This window comes from Chelatococcus sp. YT9, assembly GCF_018398315.1.
Taxonomy (GTDB): Bacteria; Pseudomonadota; Alphaproteobacteria; order Rhizobiales; family Beijerinckiaceae; genus Chelatococcus.
The window spans coordinates 984196-1010816 of the sequence record NZ_JAHBRW010000001.1 but is presented as its reverse complement, the minus strand read 5'-3'; the positions used below and the strand labels follow the sequence as shown (position 1 = coordinate 1010816).

The following is a 26621-nucleotide window of genomic DNA, read 5'->3' as shown; positions in this document are numbered from 1 at the left end:
TCGGAGCATTCGCGGGCAAAGGGGAAGCTCGCCTAGTGAACAGAGTTCCGTCGCCTTGTCACCTGACCGAAGGTGGTGCACAGGATTTCAGGACGACCGGATCCGCGTCTGCCGGAACAAACTCCGACATGGATCTGCACCTCCCCTCATAGCACAGTCGCCAATCGTCCGTCGCTCCGGAGCGCCGCAACGTCATGATGGGCACCGGCTCGCGTTGCGGCTTCCACACCCAGAAATCACCCTCTCGTCGTGCTTCTGGCGGCGGGTCCATTCCGGCTCCGGATCCCATAACGCGCGCCTGCACGAGGAGCAGTCCTCGTGGCGTCAGACGCCAATCCTCTTCCCAGACGGTCTTCTGGACAGAATGCGTCCAGCTCAAGGTGAGTTGAGAAACACCCAGCTGGACCACCAAGCCGGCTGCGGCCAAGCATAGGCTCATGCTCGCGCGGGACTTGTCTGTCTGTTTCGCCAGACATGTACGGCAATGACCAAGATGCCCAAGGCAAACCCGACCTCATCGGTAATCGGAAGCGCGAGGAAGAGAAAGCCCGCGGCGGCGGTCGCCAGGAGTCGTTCCCAGATCGCGAGCGGCGCATTGAGATAGCCGATCGAGGCCATGCCCCAGAGGCCGATCGCAAGCGACGTCTTGATGACCATATAGGCGACCGCCCACGCATAGGCGATCCCCTCCAGTCCGGGCTGCGGCTGCAACATCAGGGCGGGGTCGTAGACCGCCATATAGGGAATGACGAAGCCGGGCAGGGCAATGCGGATGGCCTGAAAGCCGATTCGAAAGCCGCTTTCTTTCGCGATGGGTGCCGCGGCAAAGGCAGCGAGTGCCACGGGCGGCGTGAGATCCGCCATGATGCCGAAATAGAAGACGAACATATGGCTGACGATGAGCGGCACGCCGAGGTCGAGCAGCGCAGGGGCGGCCAAAGAGGACGTGATGATGTAGTTCGGGATGGTCGGGATTCCCATGCCCAGGAACAGGCTCACGAACATCGTCAGGATCAGCGACAGGACGAGAGATCCCTTGCCGATGGAAACGACCCAATTTCCGAAGATCGTGCCGACCCCCGTGAGCGTCATCGTGCCAATCACAATGCCGACAACCGCGCAGGCGAGCCCGACGGGGAGCGCCTGACGCGCTCCGTCGGCAAGAGCTGCGCGGCAGGCTATCAAGGTATCCGGACCGCCTCGCACGAAGAGACTCACCACGACGAGGAGGGCAACGAGGCCGACCACCATCAACACGCCAAGCACAAGGAAGCTCGCCGCCAGCAGGCCGAGGCCAACCCAGAAGACGAGCCGGATCACTTCGTGAGTGAGGCCTGCAGCAATGGCGCCACCAAGGATAAGGACCACCGTCAGGGCTAGGCCCACCGATCCTGAATAGAGCGGCGTATAGCCTGCGAACAGGAGATAGACGAGGACCGCCAGAGGCAGCAGCAAGAACCATTTTGAACGGAAGGCGGCCAGCGCGCTAGGCAACTCGTTCCTTGGCATTCCAATGAGGCCGCGCTTGCCGGCTTCAAGATGGACCGCCCAGAAAGCTGATCCGAAGTAAAGAATTGCTGGGATGACCGCTGCTTGGACGATATCGGCGTAGGGAACGCCAATCGTCTCGGCCATGATGAAGGCGACGGCTCCCATGACCGGCGGCATGATCTGCCCGCCCATGGAGGCCGTGGCCTCGACCCCGCCTGCGAACGCCGCCTTGTAGCCGAAGCGCTTCATCAAGGGGATGGTGAACTGCCCGGTCGATACGACGTTGGCGACGCCAGATCCCGATATGGTGCCCATGAGCGCGGACGCGAAGACGGCGACCTTCGCCGGTCCGCCTCTGGCCCCGCCAAACATGCCCATGGCAATGTCGGTGAACAGCTGAATCATGCCCGCGCGCTCAAGAAACGAGCCGAACAGGATGAACAGGAAGATATAGGTCGCTGACACCGCCGTCGGTACGGCATAGATGCCTTCAGTTCCAAACGACATATGTTCCACGACCTGCTCAAGATCATAGCCGCGATGGTCGAAAGGCGCCGGAAGGAATTGGCCGAATATGCAATAGGCCAGGAACAGCCCCGCGACGATGGGCAAAGCCGGCCCCATCACCCGCCAGACCAGCACGAACAGAATGACGAGAACGGCAATGCCGATCACAAAATCCCGCCCCGTCAGCTCGCCGGCGCGATTGACGAGGTCGAAATAGAAGGCCCAATGATAGAGGCCGACGAGAAAACCGGCGACGCCGATGCCCCACCCTACGACCCGTCCGCTGATCGTTGTGGCGCGATGGTTGGCCAGCATCGCACCAGCCACGAGGCAGAGGAAGCCAACGTGCATCGCGCGAACGACCTGGCTTGGAAGGCCGCCGCTGAATTGCGCGACAATCACATAGACGACACCGAGTGATAGAAGCCCAAAAGCTCCCTCTGACACGCCGCGGCCCTTGCTCTTGTCCCACAGAAGCTTTGCCAACCAAAAGGCCAAGCCGGCGCCCATCAGATGGATGAGAGTTGCGCCGAGAACTACGGGCTGATTCAGCGGAAGTCCGAAGGCCGTGATGATCTGGAATGTGGAGAAGGCCACTGCTATCCAGAACAGCAGCCGTCCCGCGTGGCCCGGGCCAAATCCCTCCGGCAACCCATGTTCGGGATTGGCGATGGTCTCCGCATCCGGCACATCCATCTCGCGCGCGTGAACCATAAATGCTCCCGGCAATTCTTGATTGGGGCAGATCACTGCAAGCAGACCGTTCGCCTCGAACTGTGCGCAACACGCCAGGTTCGATCGCTCGCCAAGAAAGGGGAGATCGCATCGCTCTCCCCTTAACGTCTTCGCCTACTGAGGAACGCTCAGGCCTTTTTCCTTGAAATAGCGCGCGGCGCCGGGATGGAGCGGCACAGGAACGCCTTGCAACGCGTTCTCGAGCTTGATCGACTTCGCAGCACTGTGGGCAGCAGCCATGGTGTCCAGATTGTCGAAGATCGCCTTCGTCATAGCGTAGACGAGGTCATCCTTGACGCCCTCGTGGGTGACGAAATAGTTGACCACAGCGGCCGTGGGTACAGCTTCGCTCTGCCCCGTATAAGTGCCCGCGGGAATAGTCGCGGCGATATAAGGAGCACCAACTTTCTTGACCGTGTCTTCCGGCACGGCAACGACGACGACATCAACGGACGACGCCAGGTCGCGCAGCGAGGCGACCCCCAGGCCGGCCGACTGCAATGTCGCATCGAGCTGGCGATTTTTCATCAGCTCTACGGATTCCGCGAAGGGTAGATATTCCACCTTCCCGAGGTCGCCATAGGTGAGGCCGGCTCCTTTGAGGATCGCCCTGGCATTGAGTTCGGTGCCCGACTTCGGCGCACCAACGGACAAGCGTTTGCCCTTCAGGTCAGCGAGCGTCTTGATGCCCGAGTCCTTGGACGCCACAATCTGGATATAGTTAGGATAGATCGCACTGATCGCGCGCAGCTTATCCAGCTTCGACTTGAAGCCAGCATCCTCCACGCCATTCCAGGCATCCGCGAGGCTGTCGCCCAGCGTGAAGGCGATCTCGCCCTTGCGTTGCTGGAGGAGATTGAGATTTTCAACGGACGCCTTGGTTGCCTGGACAGAGGGGCGGCTGCCGGGAATCTTCTCCGTGTAGATTTTGGATAAGGCGACGCCGAGCGGATAGTAGACGCCCGAGGTGCCACCCGTAAGAATGTTGATGAATTCCTGTGCCTTCACAGGCACTGCGAAGGCCAAAGCCGCAGTGGCTGCAATGATCGCTCGGCGAATGAACATCCCGGAAAACCTCCCGCAATTTATCGCAATATTCTACCCGCGATGTTAGCGATTGGCGGACAGGACACAACTAGCCAAAAGGCGAGAGAAGCTCCCGATACGTGCCGGACGATCGCACACTCCTACCGACTTGCCTCCCAGCCCGGCCGGCCCTATAGAGGGCCTCGGGTGTCAGCCGCACTGTGCAGCTGGCAGGTGCGTGAGCTGGTCGGGCCGCCAGCTCTGGAGCACTGCTTTCATGAGCTATCGCACCGCACCGCGGGCACCGACCCGTGCGCAACTTCTGGCCGCTCGCGCCGCCGCGTCATTGGAACGCTTCCTTCATATCGAGGCTACGAGCGGCGTGGTCCTCATGCTGGCAGCGGCGGTGGCCTTGATCTGGGCGAATTCACCTTTCGCCGACAGTTATCATCATCTGTGGCACCTGCCTGTGACGCTCGGCATAGGGGAGTACACGTTTGAGCGCTCGCTGCATTTCTGGATAAACGATGCGCTGATGACTGTCTTCTTTCTCGTCGTGGGTATGGAGATCCGCCGCGAGATACACGAGGGCGCGCTGTCCAGTTGGCGGGAAGCCGCACTTCCCATTGCTGCGGCAGGCGGCGGCGTAGCCGTGCCCGCCCTGGTATATGTAGCGGCGGTAGGGGGAGGCGAAGCCTTGAGGGGATGGGCCGTCCCGACTGCGACGGACATCGCCTTCGCGGTTGGCGTACTGGCGCTTCTCGGCCGTTCCATCCCAGGTAACGTGCGCATCTTCCTGCTTGCCCTCGCGATCATCGACGACATCTTAGCGGTGTTGATCATTGCCTTCTTTTACTCTGGAAGCCTGGCGCCCGAAGGCCTGCTTATCGCATTGGCCGGTGTAGCCCTCGTTTTCTCCATGCAGTGGATCGGCATCGCGAATGCATTCGCCTACATCATCCCCGCAGGCGTATTGTGGTTCGGACTGCTTTACACGGGGGCTCATCCGACCCTGGCCGGGGTCGTTCTGGGACTGATGACACCGGTCTATCCCACGCGAAGCCTCCAACGCCCCTTGGACGTTGCAAGCCGCGCTATCGGTGCCATCAAGTCGATGGAGCATGAGACCAGCCATAGCGGTATGACCTCATCGCTGAGAGCTCTGCGGATCGCCCAGCGTGACATGCAGCCACCGGTGACGCGCGTTCAGATGGCGCTGCATCCGTGGGTGGCATTTGGCGTGATGCCGCTCTTTGCTCTGGCCAACGCAGGTGTCTCGCTCGACGGCGTCGACTTGTCGGCGCCGGGTGCGTCGCCCGTCATGCTCGGCATCGTGGCCGCGCTTGTCGTCGGTAAGCCGGTCGGAGTGGTTGCGGTGTCGTGGTTACTCGTGCAGCTCAGGCTCTGCCGATTGCCGCCGGGCGTGACGCTCGGGGGCCTGACACTAGTCGGTCTCTTGGCGGGCATCGGCTTCACCATGTCGATCTTCATTGCGACACTGGCGTTCCGCGACCCCAATCTGCTCAATGCTGCCAAGCTTGGCGTGCTACTTGCATCTGCGACGGCCGCTGCAGCGGGGCTCCTCTATGGTAGGCTTGCGATGCGCGCCTGATCCACGGATCAGCCCGCTCCGGCGAAACAAGCCCGGTTCGATACCACCGCTCGATGGTAAGCTGACCTCGGCGTGATGGCAGGCTCCAAGCCCGCGCATCTAGGCGCCGGTTTCCGAATTGGCGGCACTTACCGGCTTGGACTCCGGTGAGCCGCGATGGCGCAGGAAAATCGAAAGCAAGACGAGAAGCGCCGTGGACAGGAATTCGGATTGCCAGTTCTGGAATGATTCGAACCATAGCTGCGGGTCGCCGAGATGCTCCAACAGCGAGCTGGGCTGCCCGCCATGAAGCGCAGCCTCCTCGTTCGCGGCTACCAGGCTGAACCACCAATGCAAGACGAACGAGGCGATGAAAAGCAATGCTAGCGCAAGCCCGAGGGAGCGCTCATAGATCCAGACAGCAATAGGCCGCCACCCCTGCGGATGCCATTGGTCCGCGGGTCGGTGAGGGTCGTCCGGATCTCGGGACTCGGCCGAACCGCGCTGAAACAGCATCGCCGTCAGAACCACATAGACGGCCATTTGCAGAAATTCGCTCTCCCAGTTTTCGAAAAGCGCCGAAAGGAAATTTCCAGAACGGAGATAGCTTAAGAGGCCGATAGTCGTCGCGCCATGATCTATCAGCTCCTTATTGTAGGCAGCTTGCCCCGTGAAGATCATACCACCGACGGACAGCACGAACATGGCAGTCAACACGAGCGTAAGCCCGTTATCACGAAAGAAGCTGCGCAGCATAGTTCATCCAGTTACGGTGCCTTCCGCTCATGGCGGCAGGCCTGCTACTTCCAATGAACATAGCAGAGGTCTAGTTCCATAGCTGCCACCACGCGCCGCCGATGGCCGCGTCCGTGGGGCTCGCGACGCATGAGGATGGTGCGTTTTGCATAGTCTACACAGGCGGCGAGGGGAAGCATGGTCCATCCGCGGGTGAGCTCGGAACTTGGTCCGTCAGTGCTTTGCCGACCATGCACGTAGGACGCTGTGTTACCTAGCAAACCGTGGACAGACCATGGCTCGCGTGCTGGGGTTAGGCAGCCTTGGCGTTCACTGCCTTCTCAGCCAGCTGAGTGAGGAGCTTGTCGGTTTTGATCTCTTCCTCGAGGGTCTGATCGAGGAGCTTCGCCGCATCCGTCATGCCCAACTGCTTTGCCCAGGTCTTCAAAGTGCCGTAGCGGGCGATTTCATAGTGTTCAACCGCTTGCGCCGACGCAGCCAGGCCCGCATCGAGGGCTGGAGAGCCTCCGAATTCCTCCATTACTTCCTTGGCTTCCTCGACAATGCCGAGAATGGCGTCGCATGTCTTGCCGCGCGCGGGCTTGTCCAGCATCTCGAACACTTCCATCAGCCGAGCGACGTGGGTTTCTGTCTCGTCGCGGTGCGTAAGGAAGGCTTTCTTCAACTCCTGCGACTGCGATTCGCGAGCCATCTTGGGCAGGGCCCGCAAGATCTGCTTCTCCGCATAGAGAATATCTTTAAGCGTCTCGTGAAAAAGCGTCTCGAGATTTTGCTCTTTAGCCATCAACGTCTCCTCAGATTGGGATGCCTATTAAATCGCTAGGACGAGCCGTCGTTCCCGCGGTTAAATCTGGTCGTTGTACGGGTGCTTGGTCTTTGCGACCGCGCGTGCGAGTTCCGCGTAGGTTTGTATTGCATGCTCCGACTGCCCCAGATTGGCGAGTTGGAGAAGGCGGATCGGAAAACACACAGCATCCCGGTGGGCGGGCGACAGATCCTCGTAAAGCCGTTCATCGGACCTGAAGTCAGCCTCAACCTTCCTGAGAGCTTGGTGGATGTCATCAACAGACACCAGTTGCCGGCTCACCAGCAGATTATTGATAGCGGCGACGGCCATCACCAATCCCTGGATCTGCAGGTTCGCTGTATGCATGGTCGGCCTCCCTTCTCCAAAAATAGGAACGTGCGAGGTGCTTTTCGGATCCCTGTGCCATCCGCTAAACCGCAACCGCGCGGATCAGCGCCTTACCAAGCCTCTGATACATTGAGCCTAGCTGACGGTTCGTACGCAAACGGACGCCCGAGGTGACGCGTGAGTTCTGTTCTGTCGAGGAGATACAATAGGTGAGAAGGCAAGCGTGGGCGCAAGTAATCCGTTTTTCGCTTTCCTTCGGCCAAGCCAAAGCTCTGTCCAACTGAGCCGTGGCAATCGCCCGTTAAGTCACGATTGAGGCGGAACAATACTTCTATGATGCAATTTTATATACGAAATTTAAATCAGCAGGATATTTATCATGAGAACGGTGCTCAGCGCGATCATTGTTGCCGCCTCGTTTGTTGCGGCGAACGCTCAGACCCCGCCCGCCAATACCAACCCCAGCACGCCGGCAGTGACATCACCTGGTGCGAATAATCCCGGAGCGCCGGCCGCCGGCGCTAATAGTTTTACCGAATCGCAAGCGCGCTCGCGCCTAAGCGACGCTGGTTTCACTAATATCACGGGATTGGCTAAAGACAAGGATGGGGTTTGGCGTGGCAAAGCAACGAAGGGCGGTACAAGTCATGATGTAAGCCTCGACTATCAAGGCAACATACTGCCGAAATAAGCATGCGTTTTGAGAACGAGGATTTTCCCATGAAGACGACCGTATCAGCACTTTTCGATGACTACTCGACAGCGACTGAGGCTGTTCGCGACTTGGAGCGTTCCGGAATTCCGACAGACGACATCAGCATCATTGCCAATAAATCTGATCGTCTGGACGATGCCGATGATTCTGATGCTGCGGAAGACGCGGGAATCGGCGCGGGGGTTGGCGCCGCGGTTGGTGGTGTAGGTGGTCTCCTGACGGGGCTTGGGATCATGGCGATACCCGGTGTCGGGCCTGTTGTCGCCGCCGGCTGGCTTGCCGCGACGGGCGTTGGCGCTCTCGCGGGAGCTGCGGTAGGTGGCGCGGCCGGGGGCTTGATCGGTTCGATGACGAGCGCCGGCATCCCTGAGCGGGACGCCAATCTCTATGCCGAGGGCGTACGGCGTGGCGGGTCTCTCGTTACCGCCCGCGTGGAAGAGAGCATGGCTGCGGAAGCTCGCACCATTCTCGAGCGGCGAAACGCCGTCGATTTGACTAAGCGAGAGCGAGTTTATCGTGAAGCCGGCTGGAGCCGTTTCGACGAAGCGGCGCCCCCGTTTACGCCCGAGGAGATTAGGCGCGAACGTGATCTGTACCGGCTCCCGTAGGACGGTGCCGCTATCCCAACACTCGTGAACGCAGCCCCGGCTGCGTTCATTTTTCATGTTAGAATTTCGATCACTGGAAACGGTGCGCCTGCAATAAAGGCGCTGCGGGAGAATACGCGAACAGCACCGCAGACAAATTTAATTGTCCCGTTTAGGATTTCAGCGATGTTCGCGACGTTCTTGAGCAGGATCTAAACTAAGGAAGCCCCTTCGTCGAATCGAAGATGCGACGCCGAGCGGCCTCTGTCCCTCGATCGTCCTTTTCGGATCTTGGGGGTTCTTGAATTTTTTGCGAGTTCTCCTGCTCTCGCTGCTTCCGCTTAAGCTCGCGCTCGATAGTGGCGCGTGAACCTTCGGCGGGATCTTTTTGTATCATTGGCATCTGGTCCTCCCTCGTCTCTGGAGGCAGTAATAGTCAGTTGTCTGAACAACCTGCAACCAAGGTAAACCCCGGGGCCGCCAGCTTGTTCCGTTCAGTATAGACCCTCGGAAACTTCCTTCGTGCGGTAGGGCTCGTAGCTTGCGCCCTGCGGGCGATTGACCAGTGACGATAAGCCGTCTTTAGGCCTTCCCCGCGACTCTACGGCGGCGGCGGGTCTTTCACGAGCAGGGCGATGGGCAATTCGATCAGGACGTCGGAGAGATCGACCTGGGCCGAGATCTCCACGTGCCGACCGGATAGTACCTCATGGTAACGGCCTCTGAGCGCTGGCGGGAACGATAGGCGTGTTCCTGCCAATCTCTCAACGGGAATGTGGGGTGAACTGCTGAGCAGCGGAAACGCAGCTCTGGTCACTATGGTGATGGCAGAGTCGTGGTCGCCTTGACGACTAAACGCAAAGATCTGGGTGGAGCATGGTCCGGTTGCGCGGAGCGGCTCCAGGGTGCCCCGCGCGAAGAGCTGGGGTTGGGCCGCCCTTGCGCGCAGCGCGAGCGCCACGATAGCCTGTTTGACACGGCCATCTTTCCAGTGGGCAGCGCGGTCGGACGCCGTCGACAAGGTCATGAGCGCAGCTTGGCGCGCGGCGAAGTCGACGGGACGGCGATTGTCCGGATCGACAAGGCTAAAGTCCCAGAACTCCGTGCCTTGATAGGTGTCAGGGACACCCGGTAGCGTCAGGCGCAGCAGGGTTTGAGCAAGCCCGTTGACGGCACCGGCCGGTGCGATGTGCGCGGCGAAGGCTTCGGCTTCTTCCGCGAAGTCGCATTGCGCCGGATCGAGCAGCATGAACAGGAACTGCCGTTGCGCGCCTTCATAGGCCGCGTCGGGCGATGTCCAGCTCGTGCGCAGCTTGGCTTCACGCAGCGCTTTCTCCTGCCACCCAGCCAGCCGTTCGGCAAACAGCCGCAGGCCATCGTGGTCATCCGCGCGTAGGTCATAGGGCCATGCGCCGATGACCATCTGATATAGCATCAGGTCTTCGCCCGCGTCGCAGGTTGCCCCTACCCGCGCACGTAACGCGCTGTGGCCATCCCGCCATGCACGGACCTGCGCCGCCCATTCCTCAGCGCATTCGGAGAGCACCGCAAGCCTCGCGCGTACATCCTCGCCGCGCTTGTGGTCATGGGTCGCGGTCGCCAGCATGGCACCGGGATAATTCCGCCCGCGGCGCTGGGCACTTGCGAGGAACGCTTCGGCATCCCGGGCGAACAGACCCGGGTTCGATCCCACCTCGTTGCGCGAGAGGAGCCTGCCGTATCGGTAGAACGCCGTGTCCTCCACGGACTTCGCGGCTAACGGCGCAGTCAATTGCTGGAACCGCTGGATAGCCTTGGTCCGCTTGTCACGCTCGTCCGCCGATCCAACTGCATTCGGGGCCTCGCCGCCAAGCCAATGGTCAATCTCCATCAAGCGAGCCGCGGCATCTCCCGAACAGGAGGTCCGCGCAGCAGCAAGCGCCTCTTCCATGGCCCAGGCATCGTGCTCCGGACGGCCTGCCGCGCCGGCATAGGTGCGATAAACCGGGAAATTCGTGACGAGCGCTCTCAATGCAGCCGCTATCGCCTCGTTGTTGATCCCCTCGCTTCCGGAGACGGCGTGGCTGCCTTGCGCCACATCCATGAGGGCGGCAACCGCGCGTTCGAACTCCGGCCGCAGGCTTCCTTCCAACAATTCAGCCCGGGCCCCGCGTTCCTCCGCGTGGAAGTCGGGCGTGCGTCCGCTCGCCTCCTGCCAGAGGCGTGTGAGCGCCAGTTCTCCAGTCGTATCGTGCAAGAACGACCCGACTTCATCCATGAAGTCATAGCCTGTCGAGCCGTCGACGCCCCAACTCTGGGGGAGGTCTTCACGCTCGGCCAGGATCTTCTCGACGATGACGTAGTTGCCATGCGGCGCATCTGGCGGACGCCGCGCTTCCAAAGCCTCGAGGCGCTGGCGCAGGGCGCGGCAATACCCCAATGGATCGGTCAGGCCGTCGATATGGTCGATGCGCAGCCCATCGATCACTCCCTCGGCATAGAGCCTGAACAAGGTCGCGTGGGTGGCTTCGAAGACGACCGGATCCTCGACCCGCACGGCGACGAGCTCGTTGATGTCGAAGAACCGGCGCCAGTTCAGCCGCGTCGCCGCTTCGCGCCAGAACACCAGCTCATAATGTTGCCGGGCGAGCAGCGCGCGCAGACCGGAGGCTGTCGGGGTCGTCGGCCCCACAGGAGGGGGCGACTTGGAGGAGCCGGAGGTGCTGCTCGGCGACAGCGGAAAATGATGCTCGCCATAGGCCACAGCTATCGCGTTACTTTCGGCGTCGAGGACAAGTTCGATTTCGCCGCGGTCAATGCAGTTGTCGAGCGTATCCCCCAGGATTGGCAGGATGACGCGAGCGCTTGCGTCCCAGTCAATGTCGAAGAAGCGCGCGTACTCGCTCTCAAGCCCCAAGGTCAGGACGTCCATCCACCAGACATTATCCCGCCCCACACCCATATGGTTGGGCACGCTATCGACGATGAGACCCATATGGTGACTGCGCAGCGTCCCGACCAGGCGTAGGAGGCCGGGCTCTCCCCCGAGCTCGGGATTGATCGTGGTCGGATCGACCACGTCGTAGCCATGCATGGAGCCCGGACGCGCGGTTAGTAACGGCGATGTATAGAGGTGGCTGATACCGAGTTCGGCCATGTAGGGCACAATCCTGACGGCGTCATCGAAGGTAAAGCCTCCGTGAAGTTGCAGGCGCATCGTGGCGCGGGGATAGGTTTTGCTGTTTCCCTTCATGGCTTGCCCCTTTTCCTTGACAGGCTGCGCAGGCGTCGCGCTGCGGCCGGCTGTTTAGCGAGCTTTCGCGTGGCGACAGGCAAGCGTCGGCACCAATTGGGATGTTCGGCCACGGTGCCGGGGAGGTTGGGTTGCTCGGTCTCCCCGAGGATGTCCTCGAGCGGGATCAGAACCAAGTCCGCCGGGGTGTCCGCGACGAAGTCGATGGCCGCATCGACAACTGGCTCCGGCATCTCGGGCGGAGGCTTTTCGCCCGTGACGAGCCCCTGCTTTGCGAAAGCAGACCACAGCGCTTCCCGGTCCGCGTCCCGCGCCGTCCGCTCCGTGGCGGCCGAAGTATGGTGTCCGAAGAGCGACAGCTTCTCACGCCAGTCGATGTCACGACTCGCCCACCAGCCCGCGACCGTGGGGAGATCATGCGTCGTGGTCATCCCTGCGGCCGTCCGCGGCCAGGAGCGAGCAGGCTTGAAGGCCTTTTCGCCCCTTTCGAACCACAGCACGCGCATTCCCAGAAGGCTGATGTCATGTAGGGACTCGCGCAGGCCGGGGGGGACGGTGCCGAGATCCTCGCCAATGACAATGGCTTGATGACGCCATGATTCGAGCGCGACGAGCCGCAGCATGGTGGCGAGAGGATAGGTGAGATAGGCGCCTTCATCCGGCGTTGCGCCGTCAGGAACGAGCCACAAGCGAGCGAGGCCGAGGATATGGTCGATGCGCAGGCCACCAGCATGCCGCATGCTGGCGCGCAGGGTGTCCAGGAAAGGCGCGAAATCGCGGGCCGCCAGCGTTCGCGGCGACAAGGCCGTCAATCCCCAGTCCTGCCCAAGTTGATTGAACAGATCAGGCGGCGCGCCAACGCTGACCCCCGCCATGACATCATCGCGATGGGCCCAGGCATAGCTGCCCCCGCCATCGGTGCCGATGGCGAGATCGCATATGACGCCGATCCCGAGGCCTGCATCCCGTGCCGCGGCCTGGGCCCGGGCGAGGCTCTTGTCCGCGAGCCACTGCAAGAACAGATGGAAGGAGACGTCCTCGGCCTGTGCCTCCGCAAAGGCGGCAACGGCCTTGCTCCCCGGATCATGAAAGTCCGCTGGCCATTGTCGCCAATGGTGGGCTTGCGGATCGTTCTTCAGGCAAGCGGCGTGCAGGGTCTCGAAGACGGCATGATCGCGCAGCGGCTGGCCGCCGCGAGCAAGAAATGCCGCGAAGTCATCGGCGAGTGCACCGCCGGGCGCGAGATCAGCCGCCATGACTGATTTGAGAGCGCGAAGGAACGCCAGCTTGGCCCTGGCAGCCGAAGGCCAGTCGATCAGGCGGCCTTCGTTGTTTCGCGCCATGACCAACCGCACGTCGGCATGATCGAGCGCGGCCTCCACGCGAGCAAGGTCTGCGATTGCTACCGGATCGGCATGAAGGGCATTGAGGAACAGCCGGCTGGAAGGGGCATAGGGGCTGGTTCGGCTTGGATCGGCGGTGAAAAGCGCGTGCACGGGCCCGATTGAAACGGCCTCTCCGCCCGCGTCAGCCACTACTCCGGCGAGATCGGCCAAATCCCCGAAATCGCCGATGCCACCATTGCCGACGGGGATTTTCACGGAGGTGTCGCGCCGTAAGCCGTAGAGCTGCGCCGCCATTCCCCACCGGGGGCCCGAGCCGGCGAGATCCTCAACCGTGGTGCACCGGCTCGGCGCGATGGCAAGCGTCACCTCGTGATCGGCGCAACGAAGTTTGTGATAGCCCGGCAGGTCTATCGGCGGGATGACGGATCCTCGTCCCCGCAGCACGTGACCGTTCTCGAGAACGATCTCGAATGGCACTGTCTCTGCATCGGCGTGTTTCAAGCCTGGCGGCAAGGGGAGCGGCTTGCCGACGTCTCCCGTTACCAAGGTCGGCGCTGCGCGCGCGGCCCGCCGCAGGTGGCTGTTGCTGGCCGCGATCTCGGCAGGTGTCCGCGCGGCAAGGCCGAGAGCCGACAAGAGATGACGCAGGGTATCCGGCTTGACGGTCTGGCGCTTTCCGAACGCATCTGTCCACTCAACCGCGATACCGGCCGCCTTCGCCAGCGAGCGGAGATCGGAGGTCGCCGCCGGGCTCATCTCTCCATGGCTCCCGCAGGGCCAAGTGCGGCGATCGTGGCGCGAGGGGGAAGACGTCCGGCTGCGACTTCCGTCGTCATGCCCGGATCGCTGGCGAAAATGACGTCTCCCGATATCGGCACGAGAGGTATGGGATCGACGCCGAGATTACAGGCGATCGTCAGGTCATGTCCGGTTCCAAGACGCCAAGAGGCGATGACGGCTGCATCGCCCAGCGCCTGTGCTCCTGTGGAGTGGGCGCCGCGGATGCCAGGAACCACGTGGCGGCGCCGCAGATCGAGCAGGTTTTGGTAGAACGCGAAGGTCTCCGTACCACGCGTCTCATCGGGTGCGACGGGGCGCGATTGCTCAAATGTGCCGATGGCATTGGGATCAGGCAAAGCCTCCACGTCGGCGTTCGCGAAAGCAGCGAAAGCCGCGAACTCGCGGCGACGGCCCTCGCGGACGGCGCCAGCCAATTCCGGATTATGATCCGTGAAGAATAGGAAGGGCGCTTCACTGCCGTATTCTTCCCCCAAGAAGATCAGAGGGATCTGCGGTGACAGAAGCTGGAGAGCGATTGCGGCCTTCAGGCTTTGGGGATCGGCCAAGGTTGTCAGGCGCTCGCCGAAGGCGCGGTTGCCGATCTGATCGTGATTTTGCAGGAAGAACACGAAGGCTGACGGCGGCAGCATGCCACTTGGTGTGCCGCGCCTCTCGCCGCCGCGATGCGGAGAGGGCTCGCCCTGATAGATGAAGCCGTCGGACAGGGCGCGTGCCAACTTGGCGGCGGGCGCTTCACTATAGTCAGAATAGTATCCGCTGGTTTCCCCAGTCAGAAGTACATGCATGACATGGTGCGCGTCGTCGTTCCACTGCGCGTCGAAATCGCCCGTAAGATGTGAAGCAATATTGCCGTCATGCTCGAGCACAAGATGCACATGACGGCCGGGCTCGATGGTTCGCCTTACAGTGGCGGCCATCTCGTCCAGCCAGTCCGGTTCCGTGATGGCATGCACGGCATCGAAGCGCAGGCCATCAAAACGATATTCCGTTAGCCAATACAGAGCGTTATCTGTGAAATACTTACGCACTTCCGGTCGCCGGAAGTCAATCGCGGCGCCCCACGGCGTAGCAATGTCATTCCGAAAGAATTGCGGCGCATAGGCGGCAAGGTAATTCCCATCCGGACCGAAATGATTGTAGACGACGTCGAGAAACATCATCATCTCAAGCTCGTGCGCCCGATCGATGAGCCGCTTGAGATCGGCCGGTGTGCCATAGGCGGCGTCCGGCGCAAACGGGAGAACGCCGTCGTAGCCCCAGTTGCGCCTTCCCGGAAAATCCGCGATCGGCATCAGCTCGACCGCCGTTATGCCGAGTTCCTTGAGCTTCGGCAGATGCTCGGCCACCCCGGCGTAACCGCCCATGAGGCCGGGATGGAGCTCGTAGAGCACGACGTCTTCCCACGGGCGTCCCGACCAGTCCGGATACTGCCAGTGATAAGCGCCCGGGTCGACCACGACGCTTGGACCGTGCACGTCGTCGCGCTGAGCTCGCGAAGCAGGGTCGGGAACGGATGTACCATCGGCCAAGCGGTACATATAGGCCGTATCACGTCCCACATCGGCGGTGCAGCACCACCAGCCGTCCGATGAGGCCATCGCGATAGGCGGCTGACCATCGATCACCAGATCCACTTTCTCAGCGCCCGGCGCCCAGAGGCTAAAGCGGGTCTCCCTACCGGCCACGGTCGGGCCAAATGACGGAGCGCCTGTGAAACCTTCACCTCTGCTCATGGGTGATCTCCAAACCGCGTTCCCAGGATAACGGCACTGTAAGCTGCTACGGTGAGACCCTCTCCGATATCGTCGGTCGCGTTGCGCTCGGGTTCGGCGCTATCGATCAGGCAGTGCCAATGCAAAGTCGGGGGTGGGAGTGTGAAGAGGGCATCCTCAGCGGAGCCGTTGATCAACAGAGACACGACCTCGATCAGGCCGCTTGCATCCCGGTTGGCGCGGCGCAGGTGCAGACGCCGGCCTTCGGGATCGTTCCAGGCCTCCGGCGTCATCCCGTCGCCACGTTCATCGAACCAGGAGATATCAGCCAAGCCGGTTACCGGTTCAGAGCGGCCATGTAAGAAGCTCTTGCAGCGCATCACAGGGTAATCGCGCCGTAGGGCGATCAGCCGTGAGACAAAAGTCTGCAGGCTCTGTCCTTGTGGTGTCATGGCGAGAGACCAGTCGAGCCAGGACGTAGCGTTGTCCTGACAATAGGCGTTGTTGTTGCCACCCTGTGTACGTCCGTATTCATCTCCCCCAAGCAGCATGGGTGTGCCATGTGAAGCAAACAGCGTGGTGAGCATCGCGCGTTTGACCTTCTGCCGGACCTTCACGATGTCGTCTTTGTCAGTCTCGCCCTCTGCTCCCCAGTTGTTGCTATAGTTCTCCGAGTGGCCATCATTGTTATCTTCCCCATTGGCCTCATTGTGACGTTCGTTGAAGCTCACCGTATCTTCAAGTGTGAAGCCGTCATGTGCGGTAAGGAAGTTGACTGAGGCCCAGGGTGCTCTGCCGTTGCGGTCAAAGATCTCGCCGGATCCTGAAAGACGTGCGGCGAGATCTCCGCGCCAACCCGGGTCGCCTCGCCAGAAGCGACGCACGCCATCACGATAGCGGTCATTCCACTCGGCAAAGCCGGGAGGGTGGTTTCCGAGTTGATACCCTCCGGGACCTATGTCCCACGGCTCCGAGATCAGTTTCTTTGTCGAGAGTATCGGATCTTGACGGAGCGCGTCAAAGAACCCCGAGCCAGGATCGAAGCCACTCGGCTCCCGCCCGAGCGTCGAGCCGAGATCGAACCGGAAACCGTCAATGCCATAAAAGGTTGCCCAGTAACGCAAAGAATCCATCACCATCTGCAGCACGCGCGGATGGGACAGGTTCAAAGTATTACCGGTTCCCGTATCGTTGATGCAATGGCGCTCATCTCCGCTGACGAGCCTGTAATAGCTGGCGTTGTCGAGGCCGCGGAACGATAACGTCGGACCGAGCTCGCTGCCTTCGCAGGTGTGATTGTAGACGACGTCCAGGATCACCTCGATACCGGCAGCGTGGAGTTGGTTGACTGCCATGCGCAGTTCCTCACGCGACCCGTCAGAGAGATAGCGAGGCTCGGGCGCGAAGAACGACAGCGTATTGTAGCCCCAGTAGTTCCTGAGCCCCTTTTCGAGAAGGTGTCGATCCTGCAGAAACGCATGGACCGGCAGGAGTTCAATCGTCGTGACGCCGAGTTTGACGAGATGTTCGATGATGGCAGGCTCTGCCAAGGCGGCGAAGGTGCCGCGCTCGTGAGGACGGATATCCTCCCGTTGGATTGTAAGACCCCTCACATGGGCCTCGTAGATCACCGTTTCCGGCCAAGGCACTGCTGGAGACGCGCGCCCAGAACGGGCGTTCGGCACAGACAGCATACCTGCTTCGTCGGTGACGATGGCCTTCGGCATCGCGGCTGCGCTGTCGCGACGGTCGAACGACAGATCCGCGCGATTTGAATTCAACCGGTAGCCAAAAAGCGCATCTGACCAGCGCACCTGACCGGCAATGGCACGTGCATAGGGGTCAAGCAGTAGTTTGTGATGATTGAAGCGGTGTCCTCGTCGAGGCTCGTAGGGTCCATAGGCGCGGTAACCGTAGAGAAGGCCCGCGCGGGCCAGCGGCAGGTAGCCATGGAATACCTGGTCGGTGCATTCCGGCAGCGTCATCCGCGCGATTTCGCGCCGGCCGGACGGATCGAAGAGGCAGAGATCAATCCGCTCGGCATTGGCCGAGAACACCGCGAAGTTCACGCCGAGACCATCGCAAGTGGCTCCAAGCGGGTAAGGCGATCCGGGCTGCAGGCGATGGGGCGGTGTCGGCATGGGCTAAGTATCCGGTGTGAGAAGGATCGTGGCGAGGGGCGGAATTGTGAGCGACAGCGAGAAGGGCTCGCCGTGGCTTGGCTGTCGGTTGGCCTCGACGCCACCGGCATTACCCATGTTGCTGCCGCCATAGATCGCAGCGTCGCTATTGAGGATCTCGGCCCAGCGGCCTCCTTGCGGCACACCGACATGATAGTCCGCGTGGGGCACAGGAGTCATATTGATGACGACCAGAACCGGACGCCCCTCACGACCAGTCCGTAGGAAAGCGAAAACGCTGTTCTTGCGGTCGTCGCCCACGATCCACCGGAAGCCCGCGCCCTCACTGTCGCGTTCGTGCAAGGCACGTTCGGCGCGATAGACGCGGTTCAGATCCCGCACCAGACGCTGTATGCCGCCGTGCTCCGGCTCAGCGAGCAAATCCCAGTCGATAGCGCGATCATGGTTCCACTCGCGTTCCTGGGCGATCTCGCCGCCCATGAACAGGAGCTTCTTGCCGGGATGGCTCCACATGAAGCCGAAGTAGGCCCGGAGATTGGCGAAACGCTGCCACCGATCGCCGGGCATCTTGCCGAGGAGGGAGCGTTTGCCGTGCACCACCTCGTCATGGGACAGGGGGAGAACGAATTTTTCTGAGAAGGCATAGACGAGGCCGAAACCGATCTCGTCATGATGGTAGCTGCGGTAAACGGGGTCGCGCTCGATATACTGAAGTGTATCGTGCATCCACCCCATGTTCCATTTGTAGGAGAAGCCCAGCCCACCCTCGGCCACCGGCTTCGAGACACCCGGCCAGGCCGTGGATTCCTCGGCGATCGTCATCGTCCCGGGACAGACCTCCGCGATCACCTCGTTGAGGTGCTTGAGAAAGGCGACGGCTTCCAGGTTCTCCCGCCCACCGTAGATATTTGGCACCCACTGCCCCGGCCCCCGGCTGTAGTCGCGGTAAAGCATGGATGCCACCGCATCGACACGCAGACCATCCACATGAAAGCGCTGCAGCCAGAAGAGGGCGCTGGCTACGAGGAAACCCGCCACCTCCCGCCGGCCGAGATTGTAGATCAACGTATTCCAATCCTGGTGGAATCCCTCTCGCGGATCGGAATGTTCATAGAGTGCGGTCCCGTCAAATTGCGCGAGACCATAGACGTCCGAGGGAAAATGGGCGGGTACCCAGTCCAGGATGACGCCGATCCCGGCACGGTGGCAGGCATCCACGAAACGTGCGAAGCCCTCGGTTGCACCATGCCGCGCGGTTGGCGCGAAGAGGCCGAGTGGCTGGTACCCCCATGAGCCGCCGAAGGGGTGTTCCATAACTGGCATGAGCTCGACATGGGTAAAACCCATCTCGACAACATAGGGCACGAGCCGCTCCGCCAGGTCGTCCCAGTCCGGCACGCCTCCGTCTTCATCACGCAGCCAAGAAGCCGAATGCACTTCATAGATCGCGATGGGCGCATCGGGCCGGTGCCGAGCAGCGCGGGCCGCCATCCATTCGGCATCAGTCCAGGCATTAACAGCCTTGGCCGGCACGACCGAAGCCGTAGCGGGCGGCGGTTCCGTCGCCAAGGCGATCGGATCGGCTTTCAGGGGCAGGACATTGCCGTTGCTTGCAACAATCTCATACTTGTAGCGTTCGCCTGAGCGCAGCGCCGGAATGAAGATCTCCCACACTCCAGCGGCGTGGCGCAGGCGCATCGGGTGGCGGCGCCCGTCCCAGGCGTTGAAATCCCCGACGACAGAAACGCGCATGGCGTTAGGGGCCCACACTGCAAAGGAAACACCATCAACCCCATCCATCACGCGCGGATGCGATCCCAGGGCTTCCCAGAGGGAACGATGACGGCCCTCCGCAATCAGGTGCAGATCTAGGTCGCCCAGCACCGGGCCAAAGGAATAGGGGTCGGCGCGCTCGTCCACGACATCGCCTGCGGCCCCGGGCCATGTGACGCGCAGATTGTAAGGGGTCGTGTCGCCGACGAAGCCGACGAAGAGTGCAGGGTGATCGGGGGCTGCGAGCGAGGCAAGGGGCTGGCCGTCACGAGCGACGACAGTGACCGCGCGCGCGCCCGGCATGAAGGCACGGACAATCCGCTCCTCGCCTGACCCATGCGGGCCGAGTACGGAAAACGGATCGGCAAGGCGGCCTTGCGCGAGCGCATGGATGGTGGCCTCATCGACGTGAAGAAGAGGGTGGCCGGCGCGCTCGGGAGACAAGGGAACCTCCTCAAACATCATGCGTGCTCCTGCACCCGGTTTTCGGCGAGCCGGGCGGCGAGTGCCGCGAGTGCGTGAAGCGGGATGTCGATCCAGGCCGGACGGTTGGCCGCCTCATAGCAAACCTCATAAGCAGCCTTCTCCAGTGTAAAGAGATCGATGAGGTCTGCTTCCGAGGTGGTGCCGATCGGCTGAGCCTGATCCACATCCACGTCTATCTCGACGCGGTGATAGGCCCTTAAGAAGGTTGTATGCGATATGTCCCGGAACTTTTCGATGAATGCGCGTTTACGCGCATCCGTTGACTCACCGCGAAGTTCTGTCCGTGCCGCCACCGCCGCCACGTAGTCGAATGAGCGCAGGAGCCCCGCGACGTCGCGGAACCGGCTTGCCTTCGCGCGCCGTTCGACCAGGCTGCGACTGGGTTCGCCTTCGAAATCCACGATAAAGACGTCGTTTTGCGCGATCAGAACTTGGCCCAGGTGGAAATCACCATGGATGCGGGTTTGTTGGGTGCCGATACCCGCCTTTGCCAGTGTCTCCGCTTTCTCCAAGAGCCGCGCGCGAAGTGCCACAACCCGCTCCCCGCGAAGCCGGTCCTCCTCGTTTACCCAATCCTTCTTGGATGCGATGATGGCGCAGGCTTTCTCGATCTGAGCGCTCACGGCGGCCGCCCAAGTTGCCGCTGCATCCTCGTCGACCGATGTGGGCGCAAAGGCGGGGTCCTCGCTGGGACGCTCCAGCAAATCGTGCATTTCTGCGAGTGCCCGGCCCAGTGCTGCGGCCATGACGCGGTACGGCTTGAGCAATTCCTCGTCGGTCATGCTCTCGTCTCGAACGGCTTCATCGCAATTGCGCTTGATGAAATCAAGCGTCCAATGCCAGCCATCACCTTGGTTCCGAATGAAGCCCTGCACGATCGCGGTGGTTGCGGACTGCTCTTCGTTATCGCCCCACTTCTTGACAACTTCACCGAGCAACGGTGCAGAGTTCCTGAAGCCGAGCTCGGTCAGGTGGCGATTCATCTCGGCTTCAGGATGAATTCCTGGCTGCTGTCGACGGATAAGCTTGGCTACAAGTGTGTCGCCGACAATGACTGAACTGTTCGATTGTTCTGCGGAAAGCCAGTTCAACGGTGCATCAGCCGGAATATCAATCTCCGCGAGTCGTGGCGCTGGAATAAAGCGAATTTCTCCATCACCGAGAACAGCTTGCCTTCCTTCAATCAGCGCCGTCACCATACTCCGGATGAACGGCTCAAGGACGAAGGCATCCGTGAGATAACCGACGCGTCTGCCTCGCCTCAAACGTGCTAGAGCGAGTTGCTGAGGCAGTGGTGCCGAAGTTTCCTCCTCCCAGACGATACCTATTGGCAGTAGATAACGCGCCGTTCCCTTTGCGGTCGTCACATCAATCTCGGTCACGACCGCATCAGGAATCTTCGGCAAGGCTGCGAGCGATGCGATTTCGACCTTGACGATTGCCTCGTCCTTGCCTGCAAACCAACGACGCTTCTGAAGATAGGCGGGCAGCGATTCCGTCTCGAGAACGCGGCGGTTCTGCTTGTCGAGAAGCTCATCCAGCCCTCGGCGCAGGACGATCGTCGCGAATTCGGGGAGCGGCTCGGGTGCGGGCACATGCCAGGAGGGCAAGTTAGTCTCCGTTGCGAGCAAGAACCAATAGAAGCCAAACGGCGGGAGGGTCAGTAGGTAAGTTAGTTGCCCAATGGGTGGGAAGACCGAGTCGGCGGTCATCTCCACCGGAATGCGACCGGCAAAGGCAGACAGATCGAGCTCGACCGCTTGGGGCGACCGGGATAGGTTGGCTACGCACAGGATAGTCTCATCTTGATATTCGCGCAAATAGGCCAGGATCTTGCGATTGCGCGGATAGAGAAACCGGAGAGTTCCACGGCCGAAAGCAGCATGCTTGCGGCGAGTCGCGAGCATTCGTCGCATCCAATTCAGCAGAGAATGCGGATCCCTATTCTGCGCTTCGACATTTATCGCCTCGAAACCATAGAGCGTATCCATGATCGGCGGCAGAACGAGCTGCTCAGGGTCTGCGCGCGAGAAACCTCCATTGCGATCGGCAGACCACTGCATCGGCGTGCGCACTCCATCGCGATCCCCGAGATGGATGTTGTCGCCCATTCCAATCTCATCTCCATAGTAGATCACGGGAGTACCGGGCATGGATTGGAGAAGGGCATTCATCAGCTCGATGCGGCGGCGATCGCGTTCGAGCAGGGGGGCAAGGCGCCGACGGATGCCGAGGTTGATGCGCGCCCGTCTATCTGATGCGTAGACCTGCCAAAGGTAGTCGCGTTCGCTATCGGTCACCATCTCAAGCGTGAGCTCGTCATGGTTACGCAGGAATATGGCCCATTGGCAATTTTCGGGTATATCGGGAGTTTGCCGCAGAATATCGGTAATAGGGAATCGATCTTCGCGCGCAATAGACATATACATCCGCGGCATCAGCGGGAAGTGGAAAGCCATATGGCATTCGTCTCCCTCGCCGAAATACTGCTGTGTATCTTCAGGCCACTGGTTCGCTTCCGCCAGAAGCATCCGGTCGGGATAGTTCGCGTCGAGTTCGGCGCGGATGCGTTTCAGGATGGCATGCGTCTCCGGCAGATTTTCGTTGATGGTGCCTTCACGCTCCACAAGATAAGGAACCGCGTCCAGGCGCAAGCCATCGACGCCGAGATCAAGCCAAAACCGCATCACGCTGAGGACGGCCCGCACAACCTGCGGGTTGTCGAAGTTCAGGTCAGGCTGATGAGAATAGAAACGGTGCCAGTAATAAGCGCCAGCGATTGGATCCCACGTCCAGTTCGACTTCTCCGTGTCGAGAAAGATAATGCGTGTGCCGGCATAAGCTTGATCATTATCTGACCAGACATAGAAGTTGCGTGCAGCCGAGCCCGGCTTCGCGTGGCGCGCTTTCTGGAACCACGGATGCTGATCCGAGGTGTGATTAATCACGAGTTCCGTGATGACGCGCAGTCCACGTGCGTGGGCTTCGTCGATGAACCGTTTGACATCTGCCATCACGCCGTAATCGGTATGCACGTCGCGATAGGCAGCGATGTCATAGCCGTCATCACGTCTTGGCGAGGGATAGAAGGGGAGCAGCCATATCGCCGTAACCCCCAGTCCTGCAATATAGTCAAGCTTATTTATAAGCCCGGCAAAGTCACCGACACCGTCGTTATTGGCGTCAAAAAACGATTTGATATGAAGTTGATAGATGATCGCGTCCTTGTACCACTGCGGATCGGAGGGAAGCGGTGAAATTTTCCGGCGTTTCGCCATGTCAATGCCCTCCAGCCGGGCGAACGCGCCAGATGGCGTAGGGCTGACGATGCGGGTCGAGAGTCATCCATTGCGACTTGCCTTCCAGGAGAAAGGTCCGCTCATTCAGCAAATCGTCGATAGCCAGCGCGGCGTTGTCACCGAGACCCCATTCCCACAGCGGAAGCTCGAATGAAAACGTCCTCGCGTTAAATGGGTCGAGGTTTACTAGGACAAGGATGGCATTGTCGCGGGCCGGCGTTGCCTTGCCGTAGTAGATGACGCGATCATCGAAGGCATTGTAGAACTTGAGCCCGAGATGTGTTCGCAGCGCCGGATTGGCTTTGCGAATGCGGTTCAGCTGTGTGATTGCATCGATGATGTTGCCTGGCTTTTGCCAATCCCGCGGCTTGATCTCGTATTTCTCAGAGTCCTGGTATTCTTCCTTGCCCGGTAATGGATCTGCTTCGCACAGCTCAAATCCGGAATACATGCCCCATAGGCCCGACAACGTGGTGGCCAGGGCTGCGCGGATGAGAAAGCCCGGCCGACCGGATGTCTGCAGAAATATCGGATTGATATCCGGTGTGTTCACGAAGAAATGCGGCCGGAAATAGTCTCGTACAGGAGATTGAGTGAGTTCAGACAAATATTCCGTGAGGCCTCCTTTGTCATTTCGCCACGTGAAGTATGTGTAGGACTGGGAGAATCCGACCTTCGCCAGTCGGTACATCATTTTTGGCTTTGTAAAGGCTTCCGATAGGAAAACCACGTCAGGGTAGCGGGACGTCACATCCGCGATCATCCACTCCCAAAACGGAAGTGGCTTGGTGTGCGGATTGTCGACGCGGAAGAGGCGCACGCCTTCTGCTGCCCACGTCAGCACAACATCACGCAACGCAAGCCAGAGTGCTGGAACGGAGCCCTCGGCGTAGAAATCGACATTGACAATGTCCTCATAGCGCTTCGGAGGGTTCTCTGCATAACGAATGCTTCCGTCCGGCCGCCAGGCGAACCATTCGGGATGTTCCGTCAGCCACGGATGGTCGGGCGAGCATTGGATTGCAAAATCAAGGGCCAGCTCGATGCCATGAGCGGCGGCTGCATCGCGCAATCGACGGAAATCCTCAAGTGTGCCGAGTTCGGGGTGGATGGCGTCGTGCCCTCCGTCTTCGCTGCCGATGGCATAGGGGCTGCCGGGCTCGTCTGGGCCCGCTGTCAGCGCGTTATTGCGGCCTTTCCGGTTTTTGCGACCGATTGGGTGAATCGGCGGAAAATATAGGACGTCGAAGCCCATATCCCGAATTGCGGGCAGGCGCCCGATGACGCCGAGCAACGTCCCATGCTGCCGTGCATCGCTGGTCTCGGAGCGGGGAAACAGCTCATACCAGCTGGCAAACGCGGCTCCTAGGCGCTCGATCAATAGCGGTATTTCAACAGGGTAGCGCGTCCGGTGCTCCTGCGGGTCACAGGCGGCCGCTAGCCGGGCTACATGGGGATCAAAAAGCCGATCGACAGCTGCGTCGGCCGTGACTTCGGCTTCAGCCGCCGCAAGTGCCGCCGCAAGCTTCTCTCCTTCTGTGGATCGAGCGTTCGCAGATGCGTCGCGTAGATGGAGAAGTCCCTCCGCGAGTGCCAGGTCGAGTGTCTGACGCGCGGCGCGCTTCTTCTCCACCTCGTCGCGCCAGGACGCATAGGCGTCGCGCCAAGCCTCGATGGTGTAGACGTGGCGGCCTAGGCGTGTGGGAATGAAGCTGCCCTCCCAGCGGTCGTTCTCGACGAGCGCCATCGGAGCAGTTTGCCACTCCGGATCGTCGAGGGCGCGCCAAAGGATCCGAGCCGCAATCTTGTCATGCCCGTCTAGGAAAAGATCAGCCGTCACATTGATAGGACAGCCGAGGATATGCTTGACAGCAAACCGACCCCCGTCCACCGCCGGAGCCACATTTTCGATCACGATACGGGGCGCCCGGCCCGCGTGCTGCACAGCGCCCGATGCTGGAGAACACAAGACAGCCGGGGCGGGCTGCGAGCGCAGGCGCATCACCGCCCCAGCCCCGAGGCTAATTCTCTCGGCCCCGGGGATGTGGATGTCGTCAGCCACGTATTGGAGAGATGTAGATGGTAGAGGTCCTAAGCTATCAGCTGTGATAATGGCGGGGCGGTCGAGGGCCGGGTTAATAAGGATTAGCGTCGCTTCCTTTGCTGCGCGCGGAGCAGCTTGATCCGCCCGTAAGAGGACCGTCACGGGCGCGTCAGGGCCACTCATTGCGTGGAGCGAGTCATCGTGCCTGTTATAATTCTCTTCTCTCAGGCTCCTCAAAATCTTAGAGAGCGCCCCGGTTAGATCCTCCGGGACCGCCGCATTCTCTTCGCTGTGACCACCCATTGGTATTGTGGTTCCTCGTTGGAAGCCGTGGGGCACCATAATTCCCGCGCCGGCAAACGCAGCGACACTGAGGGCTCGCTTCGCCGCGCAAAGCCAATCATCACCGGCCGACGCGGCAAGGCGACGGCTGAATGGCGTTTCCACCGCCAATAAGAACGGCGCAACCTGATGGCTTGCTTGCTGCCAAGCGACGAGATCGGCGGAGCGATAGTCCCATCGCGCCAGCGAGGATTGGACAATGTCGAAGCCGCACCCCTTAAGCTCGGCGATGGCAGCCGGCCGCGCGCCCGCAACGTCGGCGATGAAAATGCAGTCTGCTGCCTCTTGCTTGGTGCTCACGATGAGCCGGGTCCAGACGTGGGCGGGAACTTCAGGGGCGTTTACGCACCGGAAGCCCGCCGCGCCACTTGCATGAAGGAGCGCCAGCATCTTGGCGTAATAGGCGACAACGAGATCCTCGATCGTAGCGTCATCCCACCGAGCAACGCGGACGCCGCAGTTACTCAGATGGCGCGGGTCGATAACGTCGGCACGATGGGGCGTGAAACTTTCATGTAGCTCCGGTATGTGCGCGTCGTCCGCCAGACGACCAACAACTACGTCAACGAGAAGTTGAAGCTTGTGAGCGCGGCAGGTCTTGGCCTTTCTCTCGATCCACGCTGCAGGTGTATTTTCCAACCCTGGCTCGGCAATCTCCTCGGCGACGACGCCGAAACTCGAGGCGACAAAAGGATCGCCCCGACGTCCGGTCTTGAACACCGGCGCCGTACATATGTGCGTAAAGCCCATTGATGTGAGCTTAGAAAGCTTATCAGATATGTTTTCGTCGCAAAAAAATACAGGCGGAACATAATAAATGCACGGAACAATCGGGATCTCTGCCATATTATATCTGTTTGCCCCGGTTTAAGGCTGCGAAGGGTAGGTGTATTTTATGGTGC

17 protein-coding genes are annotated in these 26621 nt (G+C 60.7%); 4 read left to right on the top strand and 13 right to left on the bottom strand.

The features are described 5' to 3' along the window. Positions 1-58: 58 nt before the first annotated feature. From KIO76_RS04575 to KIO76_RS04565, 3 genes are all read right to left on the bottom strand, one after another. Positions 59-439 (bottom strand): DUF1850 domain-containing protein, encoded by a 381-nt coding sequence (locus tag KIO76_RS04575; protein WP_213321682.1) that lies wholly within the window; start codon positions 437-439, stop codon positions 59-61. Continuing rightward, positions 436-2712: a TRAP transporter permease gene (locus KIO76_RS04570; RefSeq protein WP_249729485.1), complete on the bottom strand. Its 2277-nt coding sequence runs from the start codon at positions 2710-2712 to the stop codon at positions 436-438. The genes KIO76_RS04575 and KIO76_RS04570 overlap by 4 nt, the downstream gene beginning before the upstream one ends. 135 nt (positions 2713-2847) lie before the next feature. After that, positions 2848-3798: a TAXI family TRAP transporter solute-binding subunit gene (locus KIO76_RS04565; RefSeq protein WP_213321681.1), complete on the bottom strand. Its 951-nt coding sequence runs from the start codon at positions 3796-3798 to the stop codon at positions 2848-2850. A gap of 238 nt (positions 3799-4036) precedes the next feature. Here KIO76_RS04565 and nhaA point away from each other — a divergent pair, with 238 nt between their 5' ends. Next, complete coding sequence (nhaA, locus tag KIO76_RS04560) at positions 4037-5371, top strand: Na+/H+ antiporter NhaA (protein WP_213321680.1); 1335 nt, start codon at positions 4037-4039, stop codon at positions 5369-5371. A 99-nt stretch (positions 5372-5470) separates the two neighbouring features. On the opposite strand, the gene KIO76_RS04555 is transcribed toward nhaA, so the two are convergent. From KIO76_RS04555 to KIO76_RS04545, 3 genes are all read right to left on the bottom strand, one after another. Continuing rightward, entirely contained in the window at positions 5471-6106 is a 636-nt protein-coding gene (locus KIO76_RS04555) for a DUF6766 family protein (protein ID WP_213321679.1), read from the bottom strand. A 292-nt stretch (positions 6107-6398) separates the two neighbouring features. After that, positions 6399-6890, bottom strand: coding sequence for a YciE/YciF ferroxidase family protein (locus tag KIO76_RS04550; RefSeq protein ID WP_213321678.1), 492 nt, complete (start codon positions 6888-6890; stop codon positions 6399-6401). Positions 6891-6950: 60 nt separating this feature from the next. Further along, on the bottom strand, positions 6951-7259 hold the full coding sequence (locus tag KIO76_RS04545) for a hypothetical protein (RefSeq protein WP_213321677.1): 309 nt from the start codon (positions 7257-7259) through the stop codon (positions 6951-6953). Between the two features lie 361 nt (positions 7260-7620). On the opposite strand from KIO76_RS04545, the gene KIO76_RS04540 reads away from it, so the two are divergent. Together KIO76_RS04540 and KIO76_RS04535 are read left to right on the top strand one after the other, a co-directional pair. After that, on the top strand, positions 7621-7932 hold the full coding sequence (locus KIO76_RS04540; RefSeq protein WP_213321676.1) for a PepSY domain-containing protein: 312 nt from the start codon (positions 7621-7623) through the stop codon (positions 7930-7932). Between the two features lie 29 nt (positions 7933-7961). Further along, positions 7962-8564, top strand: a complete 603-nt coding sequence (locus KIO76_RS04535; RefSeq protein WP_213321675.1) for a general stress protein — start codon at positions 7962-7964, stop codon at positions 8562-8564. Positions 8565-9144: 580 nt separating this feature from the next. Here KIO76_RS04535 and treY read toward each other — a convergent pair. From treY to KIO76_RS04500, 7 genes are read right to left on the bottom strand one after another with little or no spacing between them, the layout of a single operon-like run. Then, a complete protein-coding gene (gene treY, locus KIO76_RS04530) occupies positions 9145-11775 on the bottom strand; it encodes a malto-oligosyltrehalose synthase (RefSeq protein ID WP_213321674.1) in 2631 nt (876 codons plus the stop codon). Then, on the bottom strand, positions 11772-13877 hold the full coding sequence (gene malQ / locus KIO76_RS04525) for a 4-alpha-glucanotransferase (RefSeq protein ID WP_213321673.1): 2106 nt from the start codon (positions 13875-13877) through the stop codon (positions 11772-11774). The genes treY and malQ overlap by 4 nt, the downstream gene beginning before the upstream one ends. Then, complete coding sequence (gene treZ / locus KIO76_RS04520) at positions 13874-15655, bottom strand: malto-oligosyltrehalose trehalohydrolase (protein WP_213321672.1); 1782 nt, start codon at positions 15653-15655, stop codon at positions 13874-13876. The genes malQ and treZ overlap by 4 nt, the downstream gene beginning before the upstream one ends. Then, on the bottom strand, positions 15652-17775 hold the full coding sequence (gene glgX, locus KIO76_RS04515) for a glycogen debranching protein GlgX (RefSeq protein ID WP_213321671.1): 2124 nt from the start codon (positions 17773-17775) through the stop codon (positions 15652-15654). The genes treZ and glgX overlap by 4 nt, the downstream gene beginning before the upstream one ends. A gap of 3 nt (positions 17776-17778) precedes the next feature. Then, positions 17779-20013 carry a 1,4-alpha-glucan branching protein GlgB gene (glgB, locus tag KIO76_RS04510; protein ID WP_249729484.1) on the bottom strand — a complete coding sequence of 745 codons (2235 nt, stop codon included), beginning with the start codon at positions 20011-20013 and terminating at the stop codon, positions 17779-17781. Next, positions 20010-23312 (bottom strand): maltose alpha-D-glucosyltransferase, encoded by a 3303-nt coding sequence (gene treS / locus KIO76_RS04505; RefSeq protein WP_213321670.1) that lies wholly within the window; start codon positions 23310-23312, stop codon positions 20010-20012. Before treS ends, glgB begins: the two co-directional genes overlap by 4 nt. A gap of 1 nt (position 23313) precedes the next feature. Continuing rightward, on the bottom strand, positions 23314-25248 hold the full coding sequence (locus KIO76_RS04500) for an alpha-1,4-glucan--maltose-1-phosphate maltosyltransferase (protein WP_213321669.1): 1935 nt from the start codon (positions 25246-25248) through the stop codon (positions 23314-23316). A gap of 600 nt (positions 25249-25848) precedes the next feature. Here KIO76_RS04500 and KIO76_RS04495 point away from each other — a divergent pair. Then, on the top strand, positions 25849-26238 hold the full coding sequence (locus KIO76_RS04495; protein ID WP_213321668.1) for a hypothetical protein: 390 nt from the start codon (positions 25849-25851) through the stop codon (positions 26236-26238). Positions 26239-26621 lie beyond the last annotated feature (383 nt).